General features: G+C 46.1%; 5 protein-coding genes. All 5 read right to left on the reverse strand.

Annotation, left to right across the window (positions count from 1 at the left end):
* Positions 1 to 20: 20 nt before the first annotated feature.
* A complete protein-coding gene (locus tag Q1Y74_RS04500; protein WP_300812547.1) occupies positions 21 to 1,850 on the reverse strand; it encodes a RagB/SusD family nutrient uptake outer membrane protein in 1,830 nt (609 codons plus the stop codon).
* Positions 1,851 to 1,869: 19 nt separating this feature from the next.
* Positions 1,870 to 5,109, reverse strand: coding sequence for a TonB-dependent receptor (locus Q1Y74_RS04505; protein WP_300812548.1), 3,240 nt, complete (start codon positions 5,107 to 5,109; stop codon positions 1,870 to 1,872).
* Positions 5,110 to 5,128: 19 nt separating this feature from the next.
* On the reverse strand, positions 5,129 to 6,883 hold the full coding sequence (locus tag Q1Y74_RS04510; protein WP_300812549.1) for a RagB/SusD family nutrient uptake outer membrane protein: 1,755 nt from the start codon (positions 6,881 to 6,883) through the stop codon (positions 5,129 to 5,131).
* A gap of 10 nt (positions 6,884 to 6,893) precedes the next feature.
* Positions 6,894 to 9,938, reverse strand: a complete 3,045-nt coding sequence (locus tag Q1Y74_RS04515; protein WP_366914078.1) for a TonB-dependent receptor — start codon at positions 9,936 to 9,938, stop codon at positions 6,894 to 6,896.
* Between the two features lie 99 nt (positions 9,939 to 10,037).
* The coding region (locus Q1Y74_RS04520; protein WP_300812551.1) for a hypothetical protein at positions 10,038 to 11,363 on the reverse strand (1,326 nt) is incomplete at its 5' end.

Genomic DNA, 11,363 nt, shown 5'->3' on the forward strand with positions numbered 1-11,363 from the left:
ATATTCCTTTACTGAATGTTTCATTCAATCACTTCTTTATTGTTCTCACTGTTATTCTCTCCCGAAGAGGAGGATGCACTAAGTTCCCAACCACTATTTTGTCCTAATCTGGGAAGACGTTTGATTTCGTCATCCGGTATGGGGAAGTAGTAATTCTTGGGACTGTTGAAAGCTCGTGACGTATATGTTTCTGAATACCCATAGTTAAACACTGTACTAGCATTGGGGGTAATCTGTACTCCGTACAAGTTGTAAACTTGTTGATAATACGGCTTGTTTCTTTCACTGCTGACTGTTACTCCTTCAAACAGTTTCCAACGACGTTCGTCAAAGAATCGATGGTCTTCGAAGCAGAGTTCTATACGACGTTCATTACGGATGCGTTCGCGCAGTTTGTCTTGTGTCATTCCGCTATAGGCAGGCATACCCACGCGGGCACGTACTTGATTTACATATTCATACGCTTCTGAAGTCCGACCAGCCTCATTCAAAGCCTCAGCTGCATTCAGTAGAATTTCAGCATAGCGGAAGATAGGACAAGCATGTGTGTAAGTTGTAGGACTTTTCCAAGACATGTTGTTCAAAAACTTCTTGGTATAGTAACCGGTTACCGTACCGCCATGCAGTTCCTGATAATCCAATCCTGTACCATAAGTGATATCTACCATTCGTTCTTCTTCTTGTTCCGGGTCTCCCCAAATAGAACCATGGTGCAGAATCGTTTGTTCCAAACGGGGATCTCGGTTGGCGTATGGATTCTGCGGGTCGTAAGATGGGTCCTGATCAATGGGAAGTCCGTTGATTGTTTCATAACTATCTACCAGATTCTGGGTCGGATTGGTTCGTCCTGTTGAGTTGGCCGAACCGCTGAATCCACAGGGAGCCAGAAATTCTTCGATGGCTCGTGTCTGCCATTCCGAACGGCTGAGAATATATTCATTGTTCAGGTGCGGAGTGGAAATAAAGCATTGATAATAGTTTTGATTCGGATCACCTATATCATACAATCGGTAAGGATTGTTTTGGGACGCATTCTTGCGTATGAAATCGAGGGCTGCTTCTGCAGCTGCATCCCATTGGCTTTGGTCGTTAGACGGATTGTTTAGTGGAGATGCTTTGTATAGAAGGGCTCTGGCTTTCAAAGCATAGGCTGCTGCACCGTTCACTCGTCCCCAGTTAAGTTCTTCTTGGGCATAACGGAATGGGAGCACATCTTTTACTTTGTCACACTCATCAGCAATCCATTGCAATGCCTCTGCTGCTGGAGTACGCGGCTGGTTCATGGCATCCAAATTGGTTGTCTCAAAAATAATAGGTTTACCTTCTGCGTCATCGCCAACAATGGGTATTGCTCCAAAATAGCTGACCAAATCAAAGTGAAAAATGGCACGCAGGAAGCGGGCTTCTGCCATATAGCGGTCATACAGGCGGTTGTTGTCATCATTGGTCTCCTCATTACCAACTACGCTTTCTTTTGCATACGTCAGAAAGTTATTGGCTGCGCGAATGGCTTTAAAATCGTTACTCCAAAAATAATTGGCGAATTGATGATTGGTGGCATCATACGAATCACGCAGAACACTGTGGTAGAAATGTACGTTCCAAAAAGAGATAGCATTGTCTGTCATACAATCCCGTGAGGCTCCTCGGTATTGTCCGTCTGTGTAGCCGACGAAGGCGTCGGGTAAGTAAGTGTAAATGTTTGCGAGCAGCCCACGTGTGTTTTCTGCTTTATTGAAAACATCTTCAGCGCCAAGAGTCAAGTCTACTTCTTTGTCCAAAAAGTCGCTGCAGGCAGTTAGATTTACTGTCAGCAAGGCTGCTGCCATATATTTTATGTATCTTCTCATATCTGTTTCATTTTATTTGTTAAAATCCAATATTGACACCAAAGGTGAATGTGCGGGTTTTGGGGTACCACCATACATAACTCATCGGTTTTTCGGGGTCAAGACCATCGGGGAGGCCGCTCCAAGTGTACAAGTTGTAACCGCTGAAATAGAAACGGCATTTGGTCATGTTAACCTTTGCTATTAATTGTTTGGGCAATGAATAGCCTATTTCGATATTGCGTAAAGAAAGGAAGTTACCGTTTACAATCCAAATGTCATTTTGGTATGTACCAGTGTCTCGGTCCGAATCAATGGCATTGTAACCACCGTATGTCGGGCGCGGGTATTTGGCGTTTAAATTGCGGGGATCATAGGGATCATCGGTATAATATCCCCAAGAGTTGACAACTTCGTGTGTTCCCATGTTGCTCCATCCGGAGAAAGATACGGCCGGTGAAAGGAATACATCACGGTTCAGATAGGCTGTCAGTACGGCACGTGCATCGAATCCTTTGTAGCTGAAGCCGAATGTCATGGTCGGAATTAATTCCGGTATGACGGTGTATGTATCCGGTATCATATCATTGGAGTCAATCATGCGGTCACCATTCAAATCTTTGAACACTGCTGTTCCTAATTTTTGGGCACCATTGGAAGCACTGTTATACGGATATTTCTCCGGATGGTCAATGGCATCTTGTTGGCTGGTAGCAATCAAATTGGGATCTGTTGCCCATTCTACGAATTTGTAACGGTTCCATCCACCAATTGTATTGTTGAATGAACTTTCATACAATGCTTGTACTGAGGTGTAGTCCAAAATACGATTTCCAGTCTTACGTTGCCATTCTACATTAGGTTCAGTTTCGTCCATTTCGGTAATTTTGTTGGTGTTGTATGTTACCATACCTTCAATATAATAACTGAAATCACCGATACGGTTATGGTGTCCCAAGGTTACTTCAAAACCTTTCGTTTCGGCTTTACCGTAAGAATCTTGTGCTACGCTAATACCCAGCATGTCAGGTACGCTGGTACGCGTTACCAAAATATTTGAGCGCCATTCTTTGAAAACATCTACAGCACCATACAATTTTTTATTCCAGAAGTCAAAGTCCAGACCAATATTCAACATGTCGCTGATTTCCCATTTGTTATTGGCATTTCCGGCCATGGTTTCTGCGAAACCGTTAACATACGAACCTGAATAACCGAAACCGTAACCTGTGGCAGAACCATACGTGTTCTGGTATGGATAGCGTCCAGCTCCAGTATTGGCTTGTCCGGCACGTCCGTAAGAAGCGCGAAGTTTCAGTAAATTAATTTTGTCGTTTTTCAGCCAAGGCTCTTCTGAAGCAACCCATCCGCCAGAAACACCATAGAATGTTCCCCAGCGTTCATCTTCACGGAAATTATCACTACCCATACGGGAAATGTTTCCTGAGAAGATATAACGGTTAGCATAGTCGTATGTCACTTGGCCATTCCATGATAAATAACGGTTTGATGAATTATATTGGGCGTTGTTCGGTTCCAGTACATTGTTCTGGTTTCGGTAGGAACGGGCAAAGGCGCGTGCACTAACATTATGCTTCCCGAAACTGTTCTCATAGCTGAGGCCGCCCAACATGTTCAGATTGTAATAATGGGCACGCTGATTGCCACCGCCGGCCGATGTATAATGCAAGGCTGTATATGAAGAGAACTTGGTATATTCTATTTGTGAAATATCAGTCACATTCAAGTTTGCATAGTCATAGTTATAGGAATTGATATCATTGGCCTGAGTGGTTTGGAATACTTCGTAAGAGTCAAAGCTGACTGTTGCATTGACTTTCAATCCTGGAAGAATCCTTTTCAAATCGCCGTTGACAGTTACGGTTGAGTACAGGTTACGACGTCTGTTTTTGTCTTGACCGGATGAAGCCAATAGTCTGCCGGCATTGTTTGCGGTAGAGGATGCGTACATTTCTCCGTTCGGACAGTATACTGGTTCCATCGGATTGGCCTCAACGGCTCCGAATGTCGTCAGGTTGAACACGGAAGTCAGCGGCTGGGAGATGTTGTCGATACGTCCTCCCAAATCTAATGACACATTTAAATACTCATTGACATCAATGTCCAGATTGGATCGCAGATTCCAGCGGTTCAGCATGTGGGTGGTGTTATAGTCCTTGTTATAATTGGTCCATTTGTCGTTCCACATGCCTTCTTGGCGGAGATAAGAGAGTGAGACATAGTAGCGTGCCCTTTCGTTGCCTCCGTTAATTTGTACATTGGTTTTATACATAGGGGCTGTTTCCCGATAGAGCTCATCGAACCAGTTGGTGTTGAAATACTTGTACTGGTCCATGCCAGTCAGTTGTTCTCCGTTGCAGACGCGGCGGTACATTTCAATCTGTTCATCGGTATACATGGGTTGCAGGCCGTCCAGATAGCGTACACGATTGCGTGTCAAGGCCATGTTGTAGGAATTCTGATTTTCCATTTTGTTGCTCAACATTTGGAAACCTACTTCCTGCGTAAAATCAACATGGGTCTTACCTGCTTCTCCACGTTTGGTGGTGACAATGATGGCACCATTGGCACCGCGCATACCGTAAATGGCGGTGGCGGCAGCATCTTTCAAGATAGTGATGTTTTCAATGGGAAAGGCATCGAGGAACGAAAGGTCACGTTCCACATTGTCCACCATTACCAACGGAGCACGGGCGCCACTATTCATAGTGCGGATACCACGGATGTACATGGCTGACTCTGTCCATCCGGGTTCAGAAGACCATTCGTAAGTCTCCACGCCGTTGACAGTCGAAGTGAATGCGTTTTGCAACACCGTGATGGGGTGCTTCTGCAGTTCTTCACCGGTTACAACCGAGGTCGCTTCTGTCATAATCTTGCGTGTTTTGCGGCCGAACGGTACAGGCATGGTATGTAGGTATTCGTCTGCATCCTCTTGTATTTTTACATTGAAATCATCACTGAATTCTACCGGTACTTGCGTATTTTTGTATCCTACGCAACTTACGCAGATTTCATCTGTCAGTTTCACATTGTTCAGGCTGAAGTAGCCTTCTGCGTCAGAAAGGGTGATGCGGCTTTCTTCCGCTACATTAATGATGGCACCCGCTACAGGATTACCTTCGGTGTCCACTATTCGTCCTTTCAAAGTCTGCGTGCTTTGCGCATATAGATTGGCTGCAGCAAACATTAACGCTGCCGTCAGCAGTCCTTTGCCTGCCTGGGCTATTTTGGTAATGATATGATTTACTTTATACATATTCTTATCAGATTAAGGATTAATTCCAACCCGGGTTATTTTCTATACCAGTTTTCCAATATTCGGTTTCCGGAATCGGATAAAGGTACATTCTTTCTTCAAACACTCGTTTTTGTGTCACCTTTCGCGTGATGGTGCCATTGGCCGCCACATCTACACCAATGATGTCACGTGCAAGTGCTTTTTCGGCTACATTCCAGCGACGCACATCCCAGAAGCGATGTTCTTCAAAGGCCAATTCCACGGTGCGTTCTTTGCGGATGAAATTGCGCATGGCTTCTTTCGTTTTCAAGTCGGCACGATCGGCTACATTGCCTTTGATACCTGCGCGGTGACGAATTTGGTCGAGCAGGTTGCAGACTTCTTCTGTAGGGCCTTCTACTTCGTTGAGCGCTTCGGCACGGTTCAATATAATCTCTGCATAACGGATGTATGTCCACAGTCGGCGTGAATTGCCACTGTGTTCGTTGTTCAGAATGGTTTCTGGAATCAGTTTGCGTACGTAATAACCGGTTTGGGTAGCATTGGCGTTACCTATCGGATTATCTCGTTGTCCGCGTACTACATTAATGACTCCACTGCCCCAGCTTACTCCATTATACAGAATGCTTGCTTCCAGTCGTTTGTCACGATTAGCCCACATGTTGGCATCACTGTATCCGCTTTCTGCATTGATTGTGGGAGTGGTACCGTTGTAGACTGGCGCTCCCGTGTCATCGTATTCGGTAAAAGGAGAAGAACCGTCTATCATATCGTACATATCGACCAAATTCTGTGACGGACATAAGCCGCCGTTTCCACCTTCACCCACTGGAGTATCATTGGAGATTCCGCTCCAGCCGATGGTTCCGTCGTTACGGTAGAAAATGATTTCCGTATTGTTTTCTGTGTAAGGTGTCAGCAACCAGGCATTTGTCAAGGCTGTTTTGGGATCTGTGTCATTGGTCATCAAAGCATAGTTGCTTCCATAATCGTCCATGAATCCTTTGGCTGCATCAGCGGCTTGTTGCCAGGTAATGCCAGATTCACTGCTGTAGCGCGGACTTGCCATGTAGAGCATGATATGGCTGTAAAGCGCACGGGCTACGGGTTGCATAATGCGTCCGCCGTATGTGCTTTCAGTATTATAAGTCATCAGTCCGCTTTCGCATTCCTGTAGCTCTTTCAAGATAAAATCCACTACATATTCCTTCAGTGAAGGGCGATTAGTATAGTCGGACAACAAGTCTCCGTCTGGATCAAGAACTGTAGTTACCAAAGGAATAGGACCGTACCGTAAGAACAATTCCCAATAGAAATATGCACGGAAAAAGCGGGCTTCAGAAATGTATTGTGTTTTCTGCCTTTGATAGTTCTCTTCGCTCAGGTCAGTGTCTTTAGGTACACTCTCAATGCGTTCGAGCAGCATGTTACACTTGCGTATGGCACGATAGTAATGTTCCCAGGTAGATGTCAGTTCTGGTGCTCCACCGCCGCCGTAATAATTGCCGATGTTGAAACTGGTTCGTACGCCACCTGAAGCATAGCTGGTATGTCCCAAATCGGTTGCAGCATCCAGCCAGGAATTATTGATGCGGAGGGCGCCGTGGCGCAGAAAGTTGTATGTATCGAAATGGAACTGTTCCATCAGTCCCCAGTCACTGAATACTTCGTCTCCTGTCAGCTCACCGCTGGGTTGCTTGTCAAGAAAATCACCGAACATGTCTTCACAGGAAGTCAGTGTGGTGGAAGCAACGGACAAAGCCAATAAACTATATAATAATGTTTTCTTCATAATTCTTCTGTTAGAAATTAATGTTTACACCAAAGTTTACGGTTTTCATGATGGGATAACGGTTTGAGCCGTTGCTCTCTGGGTCAGTCAAGCCGTCCAGATGGTCCCAGGTCACCAGATTGTTCGCATTGACATAGAGGCGACAGTTGCTCATGCCTACAGTCCTGATCCATTTTTCAGGGAGCGAATAGCTCAGTTCGATGTTTTTCAGCCGGATGAATGCACCGTTCTTCAGGAAGAAAGAGTTCTGGCGTTGATTATGATCGCCATAGCTGTCGTAGTGTAGCAGGGGATACTTGGCGTTGGCCAGATTGTATGCTTCACTTTCTGCCGGGTTCCAGCGTTGCAGATGATGTTCTTTCACTTTACCACCATTGACAAAAGCATACATGGCCTCGGCATCGTAGTAGCGGCTAACGTGGTCCACTCCTTGGAACATGATGCTGAATCCCCAGCCTTTGTAATTGGCTCCTAATGTCAGTGCATACATGTTTTCAGGTACGTCGCTGTATCCGATGAAAGTAACGTCACGTTCGTCAATGAAACCGTCGTTGTTCATATCCCGGTATTTTAAGTCACCTGCCTTTACGTCGCCGAAAGTCGATATGGGCAGTTCGCCACTGTCAATGTCTGATTGCGTAACAAATCCATCGCAGACAAGACCGTAGTATTGACCGATGGGATGTCCTTCTTCCTTCCGATATCCGGTCATCAGGCTCGGTTCATCCTTGGAAGTGATTTCATTCTTTGCGTGTGAGAATGTGAAGCCCACGCTGTAATCGAAATCTTTGCCGATGGTATTATGATGCTTCAGTTCAATTTCATAACCTTTGTTGGTGGTTTTTCCTAAGTTCCCTGCGGCCATGTTTACTCCCACCCATTGCGGACGGGTCTGGTAGGTTGTCAGAATGTCGTTACGTTTTTCGTAGAAAATATCCACATTACCATTCAGCAATCCGTTGAATAAGCCGAATTCAATACCAAGGTTGTACTTGTGGGCGCGTTCCCAGGTTACCATGTAATTCGGGTATTGTGCTTCATAGATACCTGTCTGGCCGGTTGTACCGAAAGTATAGTCGTTGTTTATCTGGTTCCAGGCTTCTTCGTAAAGGAATCGCTGTACTACGCCGTTTACACTGTAGATGTCATTACCTACTTGTCCATAGCTGGCACGGATTTTCAGGTTGTTCAGCCATTCACTGTACGGTTGCATGAAACTTTCATTGCTTACACGCCATCCCACCGAAAATGCGGGGAAGAAACCGAAGCGTCGGCCTTTCATGAAGTTTTCCGAACCGTTATAACCGAAGTTTACCTCTGCAAGGTAACGGTCATCGTAGGCGTATGTGGCGCGGCCGACCAGACCTTGGTAACGGCGGGCCAGTTCATCATTGATGCGATGGTCGTTTTGGTTGTAGAGCAACATACCTGTTACATCGTGTTTGCCGAATGTACGTGCATAGTTTACTTGGGCTTCCATATAGAGTTTATAGTCGGCGGCATGAGACTGCGAGCCGGCCAATTCGCCATCGGCGTTGAAGCGGTTCCATGATTTGAGCTCACCAGGGTTGCTGGTGTCCGTCAGTTGGTATGTAGCGAAACTTTTGCTGTAGAGTTTACGGTTATAAGAATCATAGTCAAACGAAAGCATACCTTTGACACTTAATCCGGGTGTCAGCCAGTCCATCTTATAATCAGCAATGAAGTTGGTTTCGTTGATAGTGTTGGTGGCACGATAGAAACCGGCTTCGGCCAGACGGCCTACAATGTTGTTTTGGTATTGGGAAGTACCTCCATAAATGGTTTCGGTCTTTTCACCGTTCTGCACTTCTGCCGACACGGGAAACAGCCATCCTGGCGTATGGTTCAGTTCGTAGAAGATTTCACTGTAACCGCTTGATTCGTTCGAATTAGGACCTCCACGTTCCTCGAAACGGGTACCGAAGTTGACAGAAACGGTCAAATCCTTAATCAGGAAAAAGTCCATATTGGCACGGAATGCGTAACGGCGGAAACTGGGACTTGAGGAATTGCCGTAAGCATCGTTGCTCAAGTCCTTTACCAGACCCTGTTGGTCGTAGAGTTCGGCTGAAGCGTAATAACGCATACGTTTCGTACCACCACGTATGCTGACGTTGTAGCGCTGTGCGGGGGCGGTGCTGTTCAGAACTTCGTCATACCAATCTACATTGGGGTAAAGTATGGCATCTACTCCGGTCAATTCGCCGGCTACAGAGCGGCGGAACATCTCAATGTCTGAAGCGCTGTACTGCGAGGCAAGTCCGTCATTGGCCAAAGCCTCTTCGAGCAGCCGGACTGATTGGTAAGAGTCCAGATAAGTATCTGTACGGGTCGGACTTTGGATTTGCCAGTTGGCCGTCAGGCTTACCTCCGGCTTTTGCTCTTTACCGCGTTTGGTGGTAATCAGCATAACACCGTTTGCACCACGCACACCATAGACGGCCGTAGCCGAGGCGTCTTTCAGTACAGAGATGGTTTCGATATCGTCGGGGGCTATTTGTGAGAATTCACGTTCTACTCCGTCGACCAACACCAGCGGCTGTGCATCGCCGGCAAAGGTTGCACGACCACGGATGTAAATCTGTGTGTCGTCCGAACCCGGTGCGCCTGAAGTTTGTGAGGTAATCACACCAGCAATTTTACCAGAGATGGCTTGCGACACGTTGGCGGCCGGAGATTGGAGCAGTTCTTTGTTAGATACCTGTGAAATGGCTCCTACCACACTCTCTTTTTTCTGGGCACCGTATCCCACTACAACAACCTCTTCCAACATTTCAGAATCTTCTTGCATGGTTATGTTGAAGAATGTTTTGCCGGCTGTCTTGATTTCCTGAGTCTGGTATCCAACGAAGGAGATTATCAGAGTGGCATTCTCTTGTATGTTCAGCGAGAATTTGCCGTCAATGTCGGTGATGGTGCCGTTTGTGGTCCCCTTTTCCTGTACACTGGCGCCAATTACTGAAAGTCCGCCACCGTCTATCACAACACCTTGTACTTGTTTGGTTTGGGCCAATAGGATTTGCCCTGCCAGCATGAAGAATATGGCTGGCAGCCAGTATAAGAGCCTATGGCTTCTTCTGGCATTCGTATTGGTTCGATTCTCTTTCATATCTATGAATTATTGTTTTAATTTTTATTGAAACGCCTTGGTTACCGTCTTGGCTTTATCCATCTCCAGGTAAGAACCGTCGACAATAAGGAAAGCATTTATGTTCTGGGTTCCGTCACCACAATCCTGTTGATAGGTTTCCTTGTAGACGGTTCCGTCGGTACATTCTGCTACAGCAGTTACAGATACATTGGCTTCTGAACGTGTAATGGTAAGAGTCACTTTGGCTCCTTCCATGTCAACGCGGAATTTATCCCAGTCTCCGTATCCTTCGCTGGTCCAGTTTGTACCGTTATAATTGCTGTCTCCCCATCCATAAAGATCCGACCGGATGACAAAATATTCAGTATAGTCTGTCCCGTTTCTCTCTGCTTCGGAGCTGACGCAGAGGTTCCAGTTGTTCCAATTATTGGCTCCTGAAGTATGGTTCGTAAATTCTATTTCAAAGACTGAATTCGGACGGATGGTGAAGTAGTCTGAGAATTCAGTCCACCAGGCAGTACTGCAATCCGGAGTTCCTACTGTCGTTTTGGATATGGCTATCGGATCTTCGTATTGGGTGGTTTCGGTATCCATTACCAGATAAGAAGCGTCAACAATCAGGAATGCATTGATGTTCTGTGTGCCGTCTCCGCACTCTTGTTGATATACTTCTTTATATACGGTTCCGTTTGTGCAGGTGGCAATGGCCGTGGCGGTGACATTTGAACCTGAGCGTACAAGATCAATAGTTACTTTGGCTCCTTGCATATTTGTACGGAAAGTGGCCCAGCCGGCATCATCGGATGGATAGCCTTCGTTTGACCAGTTGGCGGCATTGTAGTTGCTGTCTCCCCATCCATACAGGTCAGAGCGGATAACGAAGTATTCTGCATAACCGTCTGCATTGCGTTCTGCATTGGTGCTGACACAAAGGTTCCAGTTATTCCAATTACCTCCACCCGAAGTGTAGTTCGTGAATTCCCAATGTAGGGTCGTACTGGGTTGTAATGTATAGTAATCGGAAAACTCTGTCCACCAACCTGAGGTACAATCGGAGGCACCGATAGTTGCCTTGGTTGCAATTGGGTAAACGAATCCGTTGTCACCACTGCCGCCATTGCCCGGAACTGCTTGTTCGCTGCTTCCAATCTGGTTGCGATAGATGGTGATGTCATCCATCCACATTTCCTGTGTGGGAGTGTCCGATCCATAACCGAAATATATAAATGATGTATTTCCCATGAACTGAACAATCTTGGTAAAATCGAAATTGGTTTCAGTCATGTTGATGCGTTGGTAGCCGTCTACATGTACGTTGTAACCGTCATTGCGGACACATACGGCTACATAGTGCCATTCGCCTGCAGG

Source organism: uncultured Bacteroides sp. (assembly GCF_949298305.1).
Taxonomy (GTDB): domain Bacteria; phylum Bacteroidota; class Bacteroidia; order Bacteroidales; family Bacteroidaceae; genus Bacteroides.